At 39.0% G+C, this 17,069-nt stretch carries 18 protein-coding genes; 14 read left to right on the top strand and 4 right to left on the bottom strand.

The features are described 5' to 3' along the window. Positions 1 to 4: 4 nt before the first annotated feature. From yhbY to FFR60_RS21185, 7 genes are all read left to right on the top strand, one after another. Positions 5 to 316: a ribosome assembly RNA-binding protein YhbY gene (gene yhbY, locus FFR60_RS21215; RefSeq protein ID WP_137665714.1), complete on the top strand. Its 312-nt coding sequence runs from the start codon at positions 5 to 7 to the stop codon at positions 314 to 316. 34 nt (positions 317 to 350) lie between these two features. Continuing rightward, complete coding sequence (locus FFR60_RS21210) at positions 351 to 986, top strand: nicotinate-nucleotide adenylyltransferase (protein ID WP_137665713.1); 636 nt, start codon at positions 351 to 353, stop codon at positions 984 to 986. After that, a complete protein-coding gene (gene yqeK / locus FFR60_RS21205) occupies positions 976 to 1,572 on the top strand; it encodes a bis(5'-nucleosyl)-tetraphosphatase (symmetrical) YqeK (RefSeq protein ID WP_137665725.1) in 597 nt (198 codons plus the stop codon). The genes FFR60_RS21210 and yqeK overlap by 11 nt, the downstream gene beginning before the upstream one ends. Positions 1,573 to 1,674: 102 nt before the next feature. Beyond that, positions 1,675 to 2,013: a ribosome silencing factor gene (rsfS, locus tag FFR60_RS21200; protein ID WP_088932964.1), complete on the top strand. Its 339-nt coding sequence runs from the start codon at positions 1,675 to 1,677 to the stop codon at positions 2,011 to 2,013. Next, positions 2,013 to 2,741: a class I SAM-dependent DNA methyltransferase gene (locus tag FFR60_RS21195; protein ID WP_137665712.1), complete on the top strand. Its 729-nt coding sequence runs from the start codon at positions 2,013 to 2,015 to the stop codon at positions 2,739 to 2,741. The genes rsfS and FFR60_RS21195 overlap by 1 nt, the downstream gene beginning before the upstream one ends. 45 nt (positions 2,742 to 2,786) lie before the next feature. After that, a complete protein-coding gene (locus tag FFR60_RS21190; protein ID WP_137665711.1) occupies positions 2,787 to 3,926 on the top strand; it encodes a nucleotidyltransferase in 1,140 nt (379 codons plus the stop codon). A gap of 72 nt (positions 3,927 to 3,998) precedes the next feature. Continuing rightward, a complete protein-coding gene (locus FFR60_RS21185; RefSeq protein ID WP_088932961.1) occupies positions 3,999 to 4,718 on the top strand; it encodes a YebC/PmpR family DNA-binding transcriptional regulator in 720 nt (239 codons plus the stop codon). 70 nt (positions 4,719 to 4,788) lie between these two features. Here the strand turns inward: FFR60_RS21185 and helD are convergent, their stop codons facing one another. The 3 genes from helD to FFR60_RS21170 all read right to left on the bottom strand — a co-directional run bounded on the left by helD (position 4,789) and on the right by FFR60_RS21170 (position 8,500). Further along, positions 4,789 to 7,071 (bottom strand): RNA polymerase recycling motor HelD, encoded by a 2,283-nt coding sequence (gene helD, locus FFR60_RS21180; RefSeq protein ID WP_137665710.1) that lies wholly within the window; start codon positions 7,069 to 7,071, stop codon positions 4,789 to 4,791. A gap of 132 nt (positions 7,072 to 7,203) precedes the next feature. Continuing rightward, positions 7,204 to 8,070, bottom strand: a complete 867-nt coding sequence (locus tag FFR60_RS21175) for a VOC family protein (RefSeq protein WP_137665709.1) — start codon at positions 8,068 to 8,070, stop codon at positions 7,204 to 7,206. A 19-nt stretch (positions 8,071 to 8,089) separates the two neighbouring features. Continuing rightward, positions 8,090 to 8,500, bottom strand: coding sequence for a VOC family protein (locus FFR60_RS21170; protein WP_137665708.1), 411 nt, complete (start codon positions 8,498 to 8,500; stop codon positions 8,090 to 8,092). 328 nt (positions 8,501 to 8,828) lie between these two features. Between FFR60_RS21170 and thmT the strand changes: the two genes are divergently transcribed. The 7 genes from thmT (at position 8,829) to FFR60_RS21135 (ending at position 15,934) form a co-directional block, all read left to right on the top strand. After that, positions 8,829 to 9,005 carry a 2-hydroxymuconate tautomerase gene (gene thmT, locus FFR60_RS21165; RefSeq protein ID WP_088932957.1) on the top strand — a complete coding sequence of 59 codons (177 nt, stop codon included), beginning with the start codon at positions 8,829 to 8,831 and terminating at the stop codon, positions 9,003 to 9,005. Between the two features lie 319 nt (positions 9,006 to 9,324). Then, the gene (thrS, locus tag FFR60_RS21160; RefSeq protein WP_088932956.1) at positions 9,325 to 11,262 is read left to right on the top strand and encodes a threonine--tRNA ligase; all 1,938 of its coding nucleotides are present in this window, start codon (positions 9,325 to 9,327) and stop codon (positions 11,260 to 11,262) included. 404 nt (positions 11,263 to 11,666) lie between these two features. Then, positions 11,667 to 13,784: a penicillin-binding transpeptidase domain-containing protein gene (locus FFR60_RS21155; RefSeq protein WP_088932955.1), complete on the top strand. Its 2,118-nt coding sequence runs from the start codon at positions 11,667 to 11,669 to the stop codon at positions 13,782 to 13,784. 77 nt (positions 13,785 to 13,861) lie between these two features. Continuing rightward, positions 13,862 to 14,335, top strand: coding sequence for a glutathione peroxidase (locus FFR60_RS21150; protein ID WP_137665707.1), 474 nt, complete (start codon positions 13,862 to 13,864; stop codon positions 14,333 to 14,335). Between the two features lie 124 nt (positions 14,336 to 14,459). Further along, positions 14,460 to 14,609: a 50S ribosomal protein L33 gene (gene rpmG, locus FFR60_RS21145; RefSeq protein ID WP_010740369.1), complete on the top strand. Its 150-nt coding sequence runs from the start codon at positions 14,460 to 14,462 to the stop codon at positions 14,607 to 14,609. 183 nt (positions 14,610 to 14,792) lie between these two features. Then, the gene (locus FFR60_RS21140; RefSeq protein WP_137665706.1) at positions 14,793 to 15,200 is read left to right on the top strand and encodes a hypothetical protein; all 408 of its coding nucleotides are present in this window, start codon (positions 14,793 to 14,795) and stop codon (positions 15,198 to 15,200) included. After that, entirely contained in the window at positions 15,197 to 15,934 is a 738-nt protein-coding gene (locus tag FFR60_RS21135) for a DUF6681 family protein (protein ID WP_137665705.1), read from the top strand. Before FFR60_RS21140 ends, FFR60_RS21135 begins: the two co-directional genes overlap by 4 nt. 59 nt (positions 15,935 to 15,993) lie before the next feature. Here the strand turns inward: FFR60_RS21135 and FFR60_RS21130 are convergent, their stop codons facing one another. Then, on the bottom strand, positions 15,994 to 16,920 hold the full coding sequence (locus tag FFR60_RS21130; protein ID WP_137665704.1) for an ABC transporter substrate-binding protein: 927 nt from the start codon (positions 16,918 to 16,920) through the stop codon (positions 15,994 to 15,996). Positions 16,921 to 17,069 lie beyond the last annotated feature (149 nt).

Genomic DNA, 17,069 nt, shown 5'->3' with positions numbered 1-17,069 from the left:
ATTAATGGAATTAAGAGGAAAACAAAAACGTTTCTTGCGCAGTCAAGCACACCATCTGCAGCCGATTTTCCAAATCGGCAAAAATGGGATCAATGATGCAGTGATCATTCAAATCGCTGAAGCGTTGGAAAAAAGAGAATTAATCAAAATTAATTTATTGCAGAATACAGATGAGATTGCCGAAGAGGTGGCACATGTTTTAGAAGACCGAATTAACTGTGAAATTGTTCAGATTATTGGACGTGTGCTGGTTTTATATAAAGCTTCAAGCAAGGAAAAATATCAAAAAATATCTAAAGAAGTTCGAGGCATTTAAACGTCAATTTATCAAAAACGAGGGGGAATAACCGTTGTATCAAGATGTCTTAACAATTCCAAAAGTCAAACCAATGACAGATACCGCAATGCCTAAAAAGCAGGTTGGACTGTTAGGTGGGAATTTTAATCCGATTCATCACGCGCATTTAATGATTGCGGAACAGGTCGGGCAAAAAATGGGATTTGATGAAGTGCATCTGTTGCCGAGTTATTTGCCGCCGCATGTAGATGAAAAGAAGACGATCGATAGTAAACATCGTTTGGCGATGGTGAAATTAGCGATTGAAGATAATTCATTTTTGTCAGTCGATATGAGAGAATTAGCGCGTAAGGGTAAGAGTTATACAATCGATACGATGTTGGAGTTAACAGCAGAAAATCCTGATACGGAATATTATTTTATTATCGGCGGGGATGAAGTGGCTTATCTGCCTAAGTGGCACCGAATCGATGAATTAGTTCGGATCGTCAACTTTGTGGGTGTGAAACGGGCTGGCTATGCTCCGGAGAGTCCTTATCCGATTATTTGGGTAGATGTTCCTGAGATACAGCTATCTTCTTCATATATTCGCAAACAAGTTAAACAAGGTTGTTCGATTCGTTATCTTGTACCTGATCGGGTAAGGGAATATATCACGGAAGAAGGCTTGTATCTTGATGAAATATAGTGATAAGTATACAGCAATGGACCGTGAAGCATTGATGCAAGCTGTTCAAATGCGAATGAGCGAACGTCGGTTTAAACATGTGTTAGGTGTAGAAGAAACGGCTGTGGCTTTAGCCGAGCGTTTTGGTGAATCGTCGGAAAAGGCGAGCATCGCTGCATTGACACATGATTATGCGAAGGAACGATCTGATGAGGAATTTCAACTTGCTATCGAGCAAGGGGATTATGAAAATAAAACGGAATTGTTAAAGTATGGCAATGCCATCTGGCACGGACTGGTCGGTGCTGATTTTGTTGCTCGGGAGTTGAAGATTGCCGATGAGGAAATCCTAAACGCGATTCGTCTTCATACCACGGGGGCAGCCGAGATGACTATGTTAGATAAAATTATTTATGTGGCAGACTATATTGAACCTGGGAGAAATTTTCCTGGGGTAGAAGATGCGCGGGTTATTGCTTTTAGTGACTTAGATCAGGCTGTTGCCTTTGAAACCAAGCATACTCTGGCACATTTAGTTGAAGCAGAGAATCCTGTTTACCCGAAAACGATCGAAACTTATAATCGTTGGGTTGCCGGGATACAATAAATAAGAGAGCTTATTCTTAACAATTATTGAAATGTTTAAGTTTTTTAGAGAGAATGTAGATGGTAAGAAATAAGGAGGAGAATTATCATAGAGAGTAAAAATATGTTAGAAATTGCCGTGAAGGCAGCCGATTCAAAGCGTGCGGTTGACATCGTGGCATTAGATGTTTCACAAGTATCATTATTGGCGGATTATTTCATGATTTGTTCAGCTAACTCTGATCGTCAAATCAATGCGATCGTGGATGAGGTTGTCGATAAAGAAGAAGAAGCTCAAGTTGAAGTGAAACGTGTCGAAGGAAAAGATGGTGGAAAATGGGTCTTGATCGACTTAGGCGATGTGATCGTACATGTATTCAGTACTTCAGAACGTGAGTTTTACAATTTAGAAAAATTATGGTCGGATGCACCGCTTGAAAATATCGAGGCTTGGTTGGACTAATGGCTTATGAGACCTTTGCTTTTGTCTATGATGAGGTAATGGATGATTCTTTGTATCAGCAATGGCTGGATTTTTCATTGCGTCATTTGCCAAAGGCTACGAACCAAGTTTTAGAACTGGCTTGCGGAACCGGTGCATTAGCAGTGGAGTTTGCTAAAAAAGGTTTTGATGTGACGGGCTTAGATTTGTCAGAAGAAATGCTGACATTGGCCAGTGATCGTGCAATACAAGAGGATGTTTCTATCAACTGGGTTGCTGGAGATATGCTGGATTTAACTGATATTGGAAAATATCAAGCTGTGACGTGTTTTTCTGACTCGCTTTGCTATATGCAGGATGCTACGCAAGTCCAACAAGTTTTCAAGGGTGTTTATCAGCTATTGGAGGAATCGGGAACCTTTATTTTCGATGTTCATTCGATCTATCAGATAGATGAAGTTTTTCCCGATTATAGTTTTCATGATCAAACCGAAGACTTTGCTTTTCTCTGGGATAGTTATTCTGGTGATTCATCCCATAGCATTGAACATTTTTTGACCTTTTTTGTAAAAAAGGAAGGCGAGATGTTCGAACGATTCGATGAACTTCATAAAGAACGAACTTATTCTTTGGAAATGTATCAAAAAATGCTGACTGAGGTTGGTTTTAAGGTGGAAGTTTTTGCAGACTTCACGGACGATGAACCAATGGAGACAAGTAAACGCTGGTTTTTTGTCTGTCAAAAATAGCCGAGAGGAATCTCGGTTTTTTTGTTATTAGAAAGGGGCAACAATATGCGAAGTTGCGGGATCGTAGTAGAATATAATCCATTTCATAATGGGCATCGTTATCATGCGCAGATGGCTCGTAAGTTAAGTGGTGCAGAGGTTGTTGTCGCAGTCATGAGCGGCAATTTTTTACAACGTGGGGAACCGGCAATCATTGATAAATGGGCGCGAGCCAAGGCAGCATTACAAAATGGTGTTGATCTGGTTGTTGAATTGCCGTTTTCTTGGGCGGTCCAATCGGCAGATTATTTTGCGAAGGGCAGTATCAAACTATTACAAGCGTTGACCTGTGATGCGCTATGTTTTGGTACTGACAGCGAATCTCAATTTGATTATGCTGCTTATGGCCGTTTCTTCATTGAAGAGAAAGCTGCGATCGACCAATTATTCCATAAGTTGCCAATTGGCTGGAGTTATCCAGAAAAAATGGCAGAAGTTGTTTCACGGTTATATCCGAAGGCCCAAGATTTCCCTCCGAATCATATTCTAGGCCTAAGCTATGCAAAGGAAAATGCTCTTTATGAGCATCCGATGGAAATTTTTCCTTTGGCTAGAAAAGATCAAGGATATCATGATGAATCATTGATTGTGGACCAGTTTGCAAGTGCTACTGGAATTCGGCAGGCTGTTTTGGCTGATGAGAATGTTTCTTCATTTGTCCCAACTGAGACACTGGAAGAATTAAGAGCTACGCATATTTCGTGGACAGATTTATGGACATTTCTAAATTATCAATTACGAGCCAGCTCCTTAGCCAGCCTTCGAGAGATTTATCAAATGAGAGAAGGGCTTGAGCATCGTTTAATTGAACAGGAAGCGGATAGCTTTTCAAATTATTTGCAGATCATCAGTACCAAACGCTATACTCAACCGCGGCTTCAACGGCTCTTAACGTATGTTTTGCTGCAAATCACAGAGGCGGAAATAAAAAAAGAGCAAGAAAATTCAATGCTTCATATATTAGGCTTCACTGAAAAAGGTCAAGCTTTTTTGAATGAAAAGAAAAAGCAGTTTAGTTTGCCGGTTGCCGCAAAGATTGGACAACAGGAGAAGGAAAAACATTTTTTGACCTATCGTGCTGATCAAATTTATCAATTGGTTCATCCCAAAGAACAAACAATCGGTCGATTTCCTATCCGAGCATAAAAAATACTTTCCAAAGCGCAGGTGAGTCGTTATAATGGGAAAGTATGAAATTAACGAAAGAGAAGTGAAAACATGGGACGTAAATGGGCGAATATCGTAGCTAAAAAAACTGCGAAAGATGCAAACAACAGTAAAATTTACGCTAAATTTGGAATCGAGATTTATGCGGCAGCGAAATCAGGAGAACCTGATCCGCATGCCAATCAAAAATTGCGTTTCGTAATTGAGCGTGCCAAAACGTACAATGTTCCAAAACATATTATTGATCGAGCAATCGAAAAGGCTAAAGGCTCTGGCGATGAAACTTTCCAAGAATTGCGTTATGAAGGTTTTGGACCGAATGGTTCGATGGTCATCGTAGATGCTTTGACAAACAATGTAAACCGAACAGCTTCAGATGTTCGCGCTGCTTTTGGTAAAAATGGCGGGAACATGGGTGTTTCTGGTGCGGTTGCTTATATGTTCGACAATACGGCATTATTTGGTTTTGCTGGGGATGACGCGGATGAGATCTTGGAGTATTTGATGGATAAAGAGATTGATGTTCGCGATGTTGTAGATGAAGAAGGCCAAATTATTGTTTACGGCGAACCAGAAGACTTCAATGCGATTCAAGAAGCCTTGAAAGAAAAAGGCATTACAGAATTTACAGTTGCGGAAATGCAAATGATTCCTCAAAATGAAGTAACTTTAACTGGGGAAGACTTAGAAAAATTCGAAAAAATGATTGATGTGCTGGATGAACTAGAAGATGTTCAACAGGTCTATCATAACGTTGAATTAGACGATTAATCTAAATAAAAATAGCCGACCAAATCTTTTTAGATTTGGTCGGCTATTTTTGTTTTTTGTCTGAGAGATACTAGTTTAATGATTCTTGAACATATAGATTTTCTGGCACCATTTCTAGTAAAGGACTTCTTTCACCAATGACTAAAAGATTCAATTCATGCATTGCACGGGTGCAAACGGTGTAGAGAATTAGTTTATCCTGTTCAGTATGATAATTTTCAGGTGAAACATTCCAAGCGAACACGCGATCGAACTCCAAGCCTTTTGCTAAATAAGTAGGAATGATGATCAGACTTTTTTTCATAAAGTCTTCTTCATCCGTCAGCAATTGGACTTGATCTTTTTGTTCAGGTGTCAATTGTTCATAGAGCGCCTGGCAGTCTTCAACAGTTTTTGCGATGATTGCTGTTCGCCAGTATTTGGCCAGCTCTGAAGTTTCTTCAATCTGATGAATCAAACCATCGATCATTTGCCGAGAATCATTTGCATAATAAACCTTTGGCAGATCACCAACACGCGCAGTCAATTCGACGCGGTTTTCCTGAGTTAAGAATTGATTTGCAAAGTTAGTGATTTCTTCGGTCGAACGATAGCTGGTCGTTAATTCAAAGTGAGTCAAGGTTTGATCTGGGAAAATCTCTTCTAAAGAATGAACCATACTTTCGTTGCCGAAAACTTTCTGGTTCAAGTCGCCGCATAAAGTATAAGTAGCTTTAGGATATAGGTTTTGTAATAAAGCGACTTGCGCTGGCGAGAAATCTTGCATCTCATCAATAAAAATGAACCGAGCTTTTTGCTTCACGTCTAACGGATGGATGGATTTCATTAAAAGAAACATCAAAGTCCCATCTTCTAAACTGATATCCTTCCGTTTGAAATCATTGCGCAATTCCTCAAGCATCGTTTTCCAATGCTCTTCTGTTAATTGATAGTGGACCAATAACTGGTTTGGCACATTTTGTAAAAAGTGCAGGTATTGTTTTGCGTAATTAATGAAAGCAAAACGATTGATTTGTCTGCGGATCGGCCGCATTTTTTTACGGACGACTTTTTGCGCCATTTGCCGCCGTAAACGACGTTCTGCTTTTTCGGAATCTTCCATATCGGGATTATTCGCAAATACCGCTTCAACTAATTCATCTGCGGCTTTTTTAGCCCAATCCTTTTTCATTTCATCTTTTTCTAAGCCGCCCAACTTTTTCAAGAGCTTCGTCTGTAATAACTGCATCCGCTGATACATTGGTAATTCAGGATTGGCTTCTTGATACCAATTGCGAATTTGTTTTTTCGAGATCAAAACATCTTGGTTCAACTTGAGGTCGCGGAACAATGGACCAAGGTCTGTGATCCGTTCGACATATTTGTACAATTCTTGCACGATTGCGTTACTGCTCTTTGCGCGTAATACGCGGTCATCTTGCCCTGAAAGAAAGACCTCTTCGTGGCTTTCTTCTGTGTGAATCTGATAAGTAGGCAATAGGGCACTTAAGAAAGTCTTGAATGTTTCAGTTGGTATGCCGCTTTCGCCAAGTGAAGGTAAGACAGTTGAAATATAATCCGAAAAAATGTGGTTAGGTGAGAATAGTAAGACTTGCTCATTATCCAGCCATTTCCGATTATGATAAAGCAGGTAAGCGACCCGTTGAAGTAAAGCGGAAGTTTTTCCGCTGCCGGCAATTCCTTCCACGACTAAAACTTTACTATTTGTATCACGAATAATTTCATTTTGTGAATGTTGAATCGTCGCAACGATATTCTTCATATGGTTAGAAGAAGCCTCGTCTAAAATTTCCAATAGAAAATCATCATTAATTGCCTCTGAGGTATCAACCATCGATAAGATTTGACCTTCGCGAATTTTAAATTGACGTTTTAATAAGAGTTCAATAGGAATAATCGCATCATGAGCCTCATATTGTGTTTGACCTAAAGTTCCTTCGTAATAAAGATTAGCGATTGGAGCGCGCCAATCAATGACGACTGTTTCCTCTTGAGTGTCACGCAAAGAGGCGATACCTAGATAAAGTGTTTCTGCTTCTTGATCTTCTTTGAAATCAATTCGCGCAAAATAAGGATTGGCACCCATTAATTTCAACACTTTTTGCCGCTTTTCCTGTGAGGCAAATGTTTGATAGCGTAAAAGCAGTTCGGCTTCGTGTTGGCGTGTTTCCGCCATTGTTTCCGCCAATGCTTCAAAGGAACCGCCTTGAACTCTTTGCCCGGCATTTTCCCGCATATCGTTATCAAATTTTGATTTTGTTGCTTTCTTTTGGTTGTCTAAAAATGCAATTTCTTGTTGGATCAAAGCGCTTGTCTGTTGGACGTGCTCTTGTTCATACTCTCTCGCATTCATTGAGCATCCTCCTTTGTTTTTCCGTCAACTGTTTATAACAGCATAATAGTATATCACATAAGAGTGAGGAGAAGCAAAAGGCTGATTTCAGCAAAAAAAGGAGACAGGCAGTCCCATCTCCTTTTACTGAAATTAGTTTAATCCGTCGTGTGCTCGTTGAATCTGAGCGAGATCGATTTTTTTCATTTTATACATTTCTTGCGTTGCACGCTGAGCCTTTTCTAAGTCTGGGTCATTGGTCCAGTCCAGCAATTTTTGATTAACTGTTTGCCAATAGACGCCATAGCGATCCTCCATCCAGCCGCAAGGCCATTCTTTGCCGTCACGAGTAATTGCCTCCCAAGCATGATCGATATCTGCCTGATCCTTAAAATAAAAGTAAAAGGAATTTCCCATAGAAAAATCAAAATCGTGTTTTTCTGGACTATCCATGATAATCAACTCCTGTCCGCGAAGTTGAAAGCCGGAGGCACGCAGACGATCTTCCTTTCCTTTGATCACAAAGGTCTGTTTTCCACCGAAAGCGGCAATCCACTCGTCAATTGCCGCTTGAGCCAGACCGTAGTTTTCGTTAGCGAACATGATACATGGAACTATTGTTTGCAAGCTGTCGCCTAAGCGAACTTGCCAAGAAAAGCCATAGCGATCATTCGTCCAACCAAATTTTCCAAGCTCAGGATAAGTAGTTAAGGGCATCAAAGTTTCTCCATCCTGATTCAACCGACTCCAGACGTCATTCAACTGTTTTTCATTTTCGCAGTTGACGACATAGGAAATCGCAGGTGTCGGTTTGAAATCTGATCCGCCATTCAATAAAAGAAACTCGCATCCAGCTAATTCTAAAGCGATGGTTAACAAGTCGCCGATTTTTCCGTGTTCATCCGTAATATAATGAGTCTCATCTATTTTTTTACTGTCTTCAAATGTTTTTAAATAAAAGTCAGCCGCTTCAGTCAAATGACCATCAAACCAAAGACAGCAGCCAAATTGCTGTTCCATGTAAGATCATCCTTTCTTATTAATAGAGATTAATGTGCCAAACTACCCCATATCGGTCTTTGACCATTCCGTATAATTCTGCCCAAAAGGTTTGTTCAAGGGGTAATAAAACAACCCCCTTTTCTGCTAATAGTTGAAATATTTCTGTGGCTTCTTCAACACTAGTTGCATTGAAAACTAAAGCGACATTATTTCCGATGATTAACGGAGGAGCCATGCCTTCAGGACTGTCAGAAATCATGACATTGGTATCATTGATTTTCAGATTCGAGTTCATTACTAGATCCTTCATATTTTCATCAACAGGGTGCTCATCGTCGTGGGGCATATCGCCAAAGGTCATAATTTTCGCGGGTTCTGTTTTGAATACTTTTTCGTAATAAGTGATTGCTTCTGTTGCCTGATCTTTAAAGTGCAAATAGATATCCATATTATTTCCCCCATTCTTATGCCTATACTTTACCATGGAGAAAGGGCTATCAATAACGATTTGACTCAGGAAAATGTTTTTGTAAAGGTTAGTACTTGAAATCGAAAATTTTTGATGAGACATTTTAAATTAATGGAGAAATGTTTATAGGTTTAAAGGAAATAAAAGCAATTGGCTCGTTTGATAATTACCGACAGCTATGTCGGATATCAGTTAATATCATTTAAAGTTTTGAAAAAAATAGAGATGTAGGTAGAAGACTCATTTTATTCCTAATTATGATAAAATATGAAACGAAAGAATATAAAAGTCAAAGGAGCGATTCATTATGCCATTTGTTCACATTGAGTTAGTCGAAGGAAGAACAGAGGAACAATTAACTAAGATGGTGGAAGAGGTAACCGAAGCAATATCAAGAACAGCAGGTGCCCCTAAAGAAAATATCCACGTCATCATCAATGAAATGCAAAAAGGAAAATACGCACAAGGCGGCAAGTGGAAATAATAGTTCATCTTATACTTGCATTTCAAATCAATAAGTGTTTATAATTACCTTGTAATTGATTGATGAAGAAAGACACCTGAACTTGAAAGCTGTTTATCAGAGAGGAAAAGCACGGCTGAAACTTTTCCAGACAAGCACAAGGGATGACCACTTTCAGAGACTTCTGCATAAATGCAGAGGCGGGCAGCGCCGTTATCGCTTGTGAGAGGCAGAAATTCTGCTCAAAGATTAGGTGGAACCACGTTTATTCGTCCTAGTACCGATTATCGGTACTAGGATTTTTTTTATCAATCAAAACTAATTAAGGGGGAAGTACAGGATGGTAAAAATTTCATTTCCAGATGGATCAACAAAAGAGTTTGATAATGGTATTACTGGTTTAGAGATCGCAAAAAGTATCTCTAGTTCATTAGCCAAAAAAGCATTAGCTGTCGTAGTAAACGGCGAGTTAGAAGATTTAAATCGTGCAATCGAAGAAGATGCGGAATTAAAAATCGTGACTGAAAAAGATGAAGAAGCTTTACCGCTTGTTCGTCATTCCAGCGCTCATTTAATGGCGCAAGCAATCCGCCGCCTGTTTCCAAATATGCATTTTGGTGTAGGACCAGCGATTGATTCAGGGTTCTATTACGATACTGACAATGGCGAAAGCCAAATCAGCGAAGAAGATTTTCCAGCGATCGAAAAAGAAATGAAAAAGATCATTAAAGAAAACTTGCCAATCGAACGTAAAGTGATGAGTCGTCAAGAAGCATTGGATTTCTTTAGCTACGATCCTTATAAAGTAGAATTAATCACTGATCTTCCTGAAGATGAAGTCATCACTGCTTATACACAAGGGGAATTCACTGACTTATGTCGCGGCCCGCATGTACCATCAACAGGAAAAATTAAAATCTTCAAATTGTTATCTGTTGCAGGTGCTTACTGGCGTGGAAATTCTGATAACAAGATGATGCAACGGATTTACGGAACGGCTTTCTTCAACCAAGCAGACTTAGATCATTTCTTGAAGATGCGTGAAGAAGCCAAAGAACGGGATCATCGTAAACTTGGAAAAGAATTAGATTTGTTTATGATCTCTCAAGAAGTAGGCTCAGGTTTGCCATTCTGGTTGCCAAAAGGTGCAACAATTCGTCGGATCATTGAACGTTACATCGTTGACAAAGAAATCTCAATGGGCTATGAACATGTTTACACTCCAGTTTTAGCTGATACTGGTTTGTATAAAACATCTGGTCACTGGGATCATTATAAAGAAGATATGTTCCCAATCATGGATATGGGTGATGGCGAAGAATCATTGGTGCTGCGTCCAATGAACTGCCCGCATCACATGATGATCTACAAAAACCATATTCACTCATATCGTGAATTGCCAATTCGTTTAGCTGAACTTGGCATGGATCATCGTTATGAAAAATCTGGTGCACTATCAGGATTGCAGCGTGTTCGTGAAATGACAATGAATGATGCGCATATCTTTGTTCGCCCAGACCAAATCAAGGAAGAATTCCGCCGTACGTTAGATTTGATCTTAGAAGTATATAAAGATTTTGGTTTCGAAGATTATCGCTTCCGTTTAAGCTATCGCGACCCTGAAAATACTGAAAAATATTTTGACGACGATGAAATGTGGGAAACATCTCAAGGTCTGTTGAAGGAAGTAATGGATGAATCCGGCTTTGATTATTTTGAAGCTGACGGCGAAGCTGCTTTCTATGGTCCTAAGCTGGATGTTCAAGTATCCACAGCACTAGGAACAGAAGAAACACTTTCTACTATTCAATTCGATTTCTTATTGCCTGAACGTTTTGATCTAACTTATATCGGCGAAGATGGTAAGGAACATCGTCCAGTTGTTGTTCACCGTAGTGTCGTTTCAACAATGGAACGCTTTACTGCTTACTTGATTGAACAATATAAAGGTGCTTTCCCAACTTGGTTAGCTCCAGAGCAAGTAGCGATCTTGCCGGTATCACCAGAACATCATGGTGACTATGCATATGAAGTGAAAGATCGTTTGGTTCGTGAAGGTGTGCGTGTTGAGGTTGATGACCGCAATGAAAAACTTGGCTACAAGATTCGCCAAGCACAAACACAAAAAATTCCTTACCTATTAGTAATCGGGGACAAGGAAGTGAATGATGCTTCTGTTAATGTTCGCCGCTATGGTAGCGAAGAACAAGAAGTACAAGATTTGAATATGTTTGTTGAAGCAATCAAAGATGATATTGACAACCTAAGTCGTAATTAAGCTAAAACGGTGAGTTCGCTCACCGTTTTTTTTGTGCTCAAATCAATTTTAAACAATTAGTAGAATTAAGCAGCGTACGAGAAATTCCAATTCATTTGTGGAAAACTTTTTAAAGAAAATGCGTAATAGCCGCTGTTTAAATTGCAGGAGTTTTCCACAAATAAAATCGAAAAAGAATGTTTCACGGAATATGAGTTTTGAGCTTGTATGAAATCCAGCTATTATGCAAACGAATGGATATGCGATAAAAAAATAATTGTTTGTGTGAAACACTTTGGTTGTTTAAACGTAAAAGAACTTAAAGTTTTTAAACTATCGTAAAGGAACTACGATTAATCCTTTTGAAAAAATCCTTTTTCGGCTACAATAAGACAAGTAACTGTCAAAGTGGAAGGAACAGATGAATGAAAATAACGAATCCATTTAAGAAATTTTTCGAAAAATTGAAGCTTGCGGACGAAGGCGGACGTAATCAAAATAAAAGCCATATCCCTTTTAGGTTGAACTTTCTGTTTTTTGTCATTTTTGGCTTGTTTGTAATCCTAGTTTCACGATTAGGCTACTTGCAGATCGTTGAAGGTGACAAGATGAAAGCCGAAATGAAGGCTTCAACAACTATCACTGTAAAGGAAAATGCGCCTCGTGGGGAGATATATGATGCCAACGGAACAGCATTGGTCAAAAATACAGCAAATCGTGCGATTACCTTTACTCGCGGAAATCAGATGGAAGCTAAGGACATTCTTAAACTGGCGATTGAATTAAATAATTTAATTGATGTGCCGGCAGATGATAATTTGAGTACGCGTGATAAAAAGGATTATTGGTTAGCCGATGAGGACCATCTGAAGGAAGCCGAAGAACGGCTATCTTTCAAAGAAAAGAATCTTGATACTACGAATGAATATCAAAAATTAGTCGATAAAGTCAAAGACAGCGAAATTCAACTCAATGATGAACAGTTGAAAATTGCAACGATCTTTAAACGAATGAATGCTGCTTCATCACTTAGTACCGTCTTTATAAAAAATGAAGGTGTGACAGATGAAGAATTAGCGGTGGTTGCCGAACGTGCTTCAGACTTGCCTGGTGTATCGACAGGTCTTGACTGGGATCGCTCATATAATGATGCACTTGAAGGCTCATTGAAAAGTATTTTAGGAACGATCACTACTGAAAAAGAGGGCCTGCCCGCTGAAGAAGCAGATGCTCTGTTGAAAAAAGGCTATGCCCGCAATGATCGTGTTGGTAAGAGCTATTTAGAGAAGCAATATGAAGAACAGCTTCAAGGGAAAAAAGGCGAGTACAAAGTTACTTTGAATCAGAATGGGAATATCGAGAAGCAGGAAGAAGTCAAAAAAGGTGAAAAAGGGTCAAATATTGTCCTAACAATCAACTCAGACTTCCAGAAAAAGGTCGAAGATATTCTGAAAAAGCATTATCAGGGATTAGTCGATAGCGGTGTTGCGAGATATTCACCAGGTGCCTATGCTGTCGCGATGAATCCAAATACCGGTGAAGTTTTAGCGATGACTGGTTTCACTCATGATGCTAATAGTAAAGAAATAGAAGAAAATACTTTAGGAACGATCACTAGTGCTTTTGAACCAGGTTCGGTAGTTAAAGCAGGGACAGTTACAGCGGGCTATCAAACTGGTGCAATAACAGGAAATGATACGTTGATTGATCAGCCGATTAAATTATCCGGTACAGCACTAAAAGGATCAATCTATAATAAAGCTTTAGGGAATCAAATTCCTCTAAATACAGTAAAAGCTCTTGAATGGTCTTCCAATGCTTATATGATGCAGATCGTCTTGCGGATGCTGGGGGTTGAATACCAGCAGAATATGACTTTACCTGAAAGTGCATCTTCCAAAGAAATGTACGATAAGTTGCGGAATGCTTTCGCTGAATATGGTATGGGGGTAAAAACGCAGATTGATTTACCGAATGAATCTCCCGGTTTAGTCAATGACCAATTTGGGACAGATAATGCACCTGGTGGCGGTAATCTGCTTGACTTGTCATTTGGACAGTACGATACGTATACACCGATGCAGTTGGCACAATATGCCTCAACTGTTGCCAATGGCGGTACAAGAATTGCTCCTCATGTTGTAAAGGGAATCTATGGCAATAATGACAGCGGCGGCTTAGGAGCTCTGCAAAAAGAAATCACTGGCAAGAAGCTAGATCAAGTCAATATTACAGCTGAACAGATGGGAATCATTAAGCAAGGTTTCTACCAAGCGGTCCATGGCTCAGATCCATATACTACTGCTAAAGATTTAGCTTCTGCTAAACTAGATCCGGCTGCCAAAACAGGTACGGCCGAAACGGTAGCAAAGGATGGTACAAACACCATCAATAGTAATATCGTGGCTTACGCACCTTATGACAATCCTCAAATTGCCATTAGTGTGATGCTGCCAAACTTGGATGAAGAACATGACGATACGAACAAAGCCATTGCAAAAGACATAATAAATGCATTTGCCGACACATATGGCGTACAATAAAGCTGAGGAGCGATGCTCCTTAGCTTTTTTTGCTGAAATTTTAACTTGAATAATTTATACAAAAAGGAGTGCTAAGTATGTCAGTCTACGATTTTGAAGTGAAACAAACAGATGGAAACGAAAAGTCTTTATCAGATTATCAAGGAAAAGTTCTTTTGATTGTCAATACCGCAACTGGTTGTGGCTTCACACCACAATATGAAGGATTACAAAATTTATACGACCAATATAAAGGCAACGGATTCGAAATTCTGGATTTTCCTTGCAACCAATTTGGAAATCAAGCACCAGGGACCGATGTGGAGGTGGCGGGATTTTGTCAGTTGAAATATCATACAACCTTCCAAACATTTGCTAAAATTGATGTGAACGGAGAAAACGAAGATCCGTTATACAGCTACTTGAAGAGTGCGCAAGGTGGTTTACTTAACAAAGCAATCAAATGGAATTTTACAAAATTTCTCGTCGACCGTGAAGGAAACGTGGTAAAACGCTATGCATCGCAAACGAAGCCAGAAGATATTGCTAAGGACATTGAAGTGCAGCTTTAAAAACGTCAAGTAGAACTACTTAACAAAAATAGCAAAAAGACTAGTCAAAGAAATAAAAACATGATATGATATCAAAGTCTGAGAAATATCTTGGAAAACTTGTATTTGCAGGGGAGGGAAAATCATGCGCGTAAACATCACTTTAGAATGTACTTCTTGTAAAGAACGTAACTACCTAACAAATAAAAACAAACGTAACAACCCTGATCGTTTGGAAAAAATGAAATATTGCCCACGCGAACGCAAAGTTACTTTGCATAAAGAAGTGAAATAATTGCACTTACGAGTCAGCAATCAAATTCGATTGCTGGCTTTTTTATTTTTTCTCACTGACTAATGGCGCTTGCGAAATTTTTCAGAAATCTACATAGAATCTTCACAGAATCCTAAACAAAAGCTAACTTTACAATGATAAAACTAGTTATTAAACAAATCAATTATAGAAAGGAAGGATCAGATGCGCAAAGTGCCACCGATTTTGAAGCCGATTGCTCTTCTAACATTGTCGATTTTGATTGCTACAACGTCTGGAATTTTGAATAATTCCAGCTATCGTCAGGTGAAGGCTACGACACCGACGACAGAATCTTCTACCACCAGTATGACCGATTCTTCTTCTGATTCAAATAGTATGACGAATGAGACAGGAACGACTAATGAGCAGTCGTCACTTGAAGAACCTGATGTAAACAATAATGCAGGGGAAAGCACGATTGAAAGCGATCAAATCGAAAATTCGCAATCTTCAATCCCTAGTGAATCCACTGTTCCGTCTTCATCAACGGTAGAATCACAAACAACACCAACACAACAACAGCAGCCAGCGAATGAACCTGCTGACTCAGAAGCGGGTGATAATCAATGACAATACTTTTAGATGTTATCAATGGATTAAACAAGTTTTTAGGCTTCTTGGATATCAGTCCTAAATATTCGAATCGAGCGTATACGTTATTGAGCATTATTCCAACTGTTTATATTTTGCGAATCGTTTATGGCCTTTGGCTGAACCAAAATTATATACAATTAGTGATCTACAGTTTGGTTTTTATTGGATTGGTCTATTTCATTGTTTTGAATTTCTTCTATTATTTTTTGGATAAAAATTTAAAAGGGGATATCACGCAGCTTTTCGTTAAATATTTACCGGACGATGCGTTTAATATTCAAAATGAAGAGTCTAAAAAACAGAAAAAAGTTTTTGAACAGGCCGAGGAAGTCCCAGTTGATTTTAATGAAGACTATCAATTGATTTTAGTAGAAAACATTCAAGCATTGATTGAGGGAAAAGAAATTACAACGAGAGATCTAACGAAGCAAGAGGGTTTCTTGATTGAAGAGAATACATTGTATCCTTATTACTATGTGAAGCAGATAGACGCAGGAACATATCAGTTACAAATTGGAAAAAATTATCGTGAACTGGAAACCATTGGGACAATCCGACAAACCGAACCATTAAGACCAATTGGATTATTTATTGTCGGCGGGGATTTTGTTAGGGAAGGCGTTCGTTATCATGAGCCTTATCGTTTGAAATTTTTGGCTAAAAAAGAAGAAGCGACAGCTGTTACCCGAACACGTCGCAGTAAAAAATAAAATGCCGTCTGATCGAGAAACTGCTATTAAAGAAGCAGTCTCGATCAGCTCGGCATTTTTTATTTTAAAACATCATGAATGCTTTCAACCATTTTGGTATAGGCGATTGGTCCATTGTATAACCAGCTTGATTCACCGTCAAATTCATATAAGTGATTATTTTTAACCGCCGGGATATTACTCCATAACGGATCTTTAAACATTGCAGCACCAGAATCACTGTTAACTAAGAAAATATAATCTGCGTCCAACTGGGACAAACTTTCTAATGAAACTGGAGAGAAGTCCGCGGTTGCTTTTTTGCTGATATCTTTAGTTAATTGGGGAACGTCAAAACCTAATTCTTGATAAAGCAGCTGGCCGCTAGAACGAGTGTCGGCCACCATAAAGGCTGAATTATTTGTCACCCACAAAACAACAGCAGATTTGCCTTCGATTTTATCTTTCAACTCTGTTTTTGTTTTGTCGACTAGCTGGTCATAATCCTTTTCGACATCTTTGGCTTTATCTTCTTTCCCTAGAACTTTTCCAATATCTTCTAATTGCTCACGCCACGTAATATCTTCACCGTTTTTTACGACATAAGTTGGTGCAATTTTAGTGTATTCCTTGTATTTTCCACCTTCAAGTGAGCCGTTTGAGCCGATTAATAATAAATCAGGTTCAAATTTCAGCACATCTTCGTATGGCAGGTCATAATTAATTGTTGGAATACCTTTTAATTTATCTTGTAGATAATTTTGAATCTTGCCTTCACCAACGGTCCATTGTGCAACAGGTTTTTCGTCCAAAGCGACTAGGTAATCCTCTAAATATGAGGCGATGATCCGCTTTGGTTTTTTAGGAATTTCGACCTTGTGATCTTGAGCATCAGTCAAAGTCCGAGTATCGTTACTTGTATCTTTACTGTCACTGCTTTGTCCACAAGCAGCTAAGCTAAATAGCGCTAACAGAGAAGCGGTTCCTAAAACTATTTTTTTGAACATAAAAAAACTCCTTCATGCTTAATTGAGAAAAGTTCTCAATTGATATTATTACCGAAAGCACAAGGGGTGTCAACAGGGATTTTTCTTTAATTGACAGTTGACGGTGATGAAAAAGAAGGTCATAATTGAGAACGATTATCAGAGAAATG

Source organism: Enterococcus hulanensis (assembly GCF_005405485.1).
Lineage (GTDB): Bacteria > Bacillota > Bacilli > Lactobacillales > Enterococcaceae > Enterococcus_A > Enterococcus_A hulanensis.
Note: the sequence above shows the minus strand (reverse complement) of the source record. Positions and strands in the feature narration are given on the sequence as shown.

Coding starts and splice junctions, on each gene's coding strand:
- FFR60_RS21175 (WP_137665709.1), bottom strand. CDS start 8,070: ATGGAACAGCAATTTGGCTGCTGTCTTTGGTTTGATGGTCATTTGACT.
- FFR60_RS21140 (WP_137665706.1), top strand. CDS start 14,793: ATGCGCAAAGTGCCACCGATTTTGAAGCCGATTGCTCTTCTAACATTG.
- FFR60_RS21155 (WP_088932955.1), top strand. CDS start 11,667: ATGAAAATAACGAATCCATTTAAGAAATTTTTCGAAAAATTGAAGCTT.
- rpmG (WP_010740369.1), top strand. CDS start 14,460: ATGCGCGTAAACATCACTTTAGAATGTACTTCTTGTAAAGAACGTAAC.
- FFR60_RS21130 (WP_137665704.1), bottom strand. CDS start 16,920: ATGTTCAAAAAAATAGTTTTAGGAACCGCTTCTCTGTTAGCGCTATTT.
- thmT (WP_088932957.1), top strand. CDS start 8,829: ATGCCATTTGTTCACATTGAGTTAGTCGAAGGAAGAACAGAGGAACAA.
- thrS (WP_088932956.1), top strand. CDS start 9,325: ATGGTAAAAATTTCATTTCCAGATGGATCAACAAAAGAGTTTGATAAT.
- yhbY (WP_137665714.1), top strand. CDS start 5: ATGGAATTAAGAGGAAAACAAAAACGTTTCTTGCGCAGTCAAGCACAC.
- rsfS (WP_088932964.1), top strand. CDS start 1,675: ATGTTAGAAATTGCCGTGAAGGCAGCCGATTCAAAGCGTGCGGTTGAC.
- FFR60_RS21135 (WP_137665705.1), top strand. CDS start 15,197: ATGACAATACTTTTAGATGTTATCAATGGATTAAACAAGTTTTTAGGC.
- FFR60_RS21190 (WP_137665711.1), top strand. CDS start 2,787: ATGCGAAGTTGCGGGATCGTAGTAGAATATAATCCATTTCATAATGGG.
- yqeK (WP_137665725.1), top strand. CDS start 976: ATGAAATATAGTGATAAGTATACAGCAATGGACCGTGAAGCATTGATG.
- FFR60_RS21195 (WP_137665712.1), top strand. CDS start 2,013: ATGGCTTATGAGACCTTTGCTTTTGTCTATGATGAGGTAATGGATGAT.
- FFR60_RS21150 (WP_137665707.1), top strand. CDS start 13,862: ATGTCAGTCTACGATTTTGAAGTGAAACAAACAGATGGAAACGAAAAG.
- helD (WP_137665710.1), bottom strand. CDS start 7,071: ATGAATGCGAGAGAGTATGAACAAGAGCACGTCCAACAGACAAGCGCT.
- FFR60_RS21185 (WP_088932961.1), top strand. CDS start 3,999: ATGGGACGTAAATGGGCGAATATCGTAGCTAAAAAAACTGCGAAAGAT.
- FFR60_RS21170 (WP_137665708.1), bottom strand. CDS start 8,500: ATGGATATCTATTTGCACTTTAAAGATCAGGCAACAGAAGCAATCACT.